2 protein-coding genes are annotated in these 1,883 nt (G+C 26.1%); both read left to right on the forward strand.

Annotated features, from left to right (window positions below; all coding sequences use genetic code 11):
- The first annotated feature begins 492 nt into the window (after positions 1-492).
- Positions 493-1,473, forward strand: coding sequence for an ROK family protein (locus ABDZ60_RS01860; RefSeq protein ID WP_343775404.1), 981 nt, complete (start codon positions 493-495; stop codon positions 1,471-1,473).
- Positions 1,474-1,637: 164 nt separating this feature from the next.
- Positions 1,638-1,775, forward strand: a complete 138-nt coding sequence (locus ABDZ60_RS01865; protein ID WP_172655000.1) for a hypothetical protein — start codon at positions 1,638-1,640, stop codon at positions 1,773-1,775.
- Positions 1,776-1,883 lie beyond the last annotated feature (108 nt).

Genomic DNA, 1,883 nt, shown 5'->3' on the forward strand with positions numbered 1-1,883 from the left:
TTAAGACTTCTAAAAGAATTGCTGGTTTATTTTACTTAACTTATTTTCTGTTCAATTTTCAAAGACCATTTTCTTCATCGCCCTTAAGCGACTTTTTCATTCTATCACTTATGCATTTCCTTGTCAATAAGTTTTTTAAATTTTTCTTAAACTTATTAATTCGATTTGCACTAGCAACGTATTACATAATATCATCTAATAATAGATAATAATATTTATAAATACCTATTTATTATCTATTATTATGTAATTACTTTATATTTCTTTTATTTTCTTTGTTTTATTCATATTGATATACAAGGTTATGTTTATTTTACTTTTCAGATTATTCAGAGTATACTGTAGTTATTTTATGAAATATTCTACTTATTACACCTTACACAATAAAAAGTATAATTTTGTTTGTAATTTCAAAATATTTTACATAGAAAATATTCTATATTACCTATAGAATTATTATTGATTATTAAAATCTATTATGGAGGATAATTCATGGACAAGTTTTATATAGGTATAGATTTAGGTGGAACAAATCTTAAAACTTCCTTATTTAATAATTCTTTTATTAAAATACATGAGGTTAGAGTTCCTACAAAAGCAATCTTAGGATCTGATTATGTAATAAATAAAATTGCTAATACAGTGTCTTCATTATTAAATTCTCATAACCTATCAAGCAAAGATATTATATGTATAGGTATAGGAGTTCCTGGAATTCTTGATGTTGAAAATGGAATTTCAAAGTTTTCTCCTAACTTTTATAATTGGGAAAATGTAAATATAGTGAAATTTATTGAAAGCACGTTAAATATTCCTACATTCATTGATAATGATGTACGTGTTAATCTATATGGTGAACGATATTTTGGTGCTGGAAAAGATAAAGATAATATTGTCTTATTAACATTAGGTACCGGATTAGGCTCAGGAATAATAATTGATGGACATATCTTATATGGAGCCACATCTAGTGTAGGTGAAATTGGACATATGAATATGTATCGTAATGGTCGTTCTTGTAAATGTGGTAGTTCTGGTTGTTTAGGCCGCTATGTTTCTGCACTTGGAATGATTCAAACATTAAAAGATAAATTAGATAGGGGTGAAAAAAGTATTATTTCAGATTGGATAAATCATGATTATAATAAAATTACAGCTAATATGATTTCTGAGGCTTTTGATTTAGAAGATACTGTTGCTATTAGTACATTATATGAAACTGGTGAATTATTAGGATATGGATTAGTAAATGTTATAAACATGTATAATCCTGAAATTATAATAATTGGTGGAGGCATGTCTAAAGCTGGAGACAGATTATTAAAGAAAACAAGAGAAGTCATAAAAAATCACGCTTTAAAAATATCAGCAGAAGCTTGTTCAATAGTTCCTGCTGAACTTGGAGATTCTGCTGGAATGATAGGTGCTGCGTTCTATGCAAAATGTCGTTATGAAAAAAATTTAAATTACTAAAATATACAAATTTTATATGATATAAATCTTATTAAACTTGTATATGAGTTATATATTTTATTTTACCATACTTTCCATTTACTTATGATATCAATATATTGATAATTAATATTAGTTGATATATAATATTGTTTATATGTATTAATTAATAAGGAGTGTATTAAATGAATTCACAAGAAAAGACTATAAAGAAGTCACAAGAAATAATATCACCTAAAAAAGTAAAATATCAATGCTTGCATACGCAAGAAGCTAGAGAATGTACTTGCATAAGAAGTAAAGGATTGGTTTTAACAAAATAAACAAATAATTTTATATAAATAAAAAGACTTAAGATAAATCTTAAGTCTTTTTGCTAACCTGGCAACGTTCTACTCTCCCACACAGTCTCCCATGCAGTACCATCGACG

The sequence above is a fragment of the Clostridium sartagoforme genome, assembly GCF_039521405.1.
Lineage (GTDB): Bacteria > Bacillota > Clostridia > Clostridiales > Clostridiaceae > Clostridium > Clostridium sartagoforme.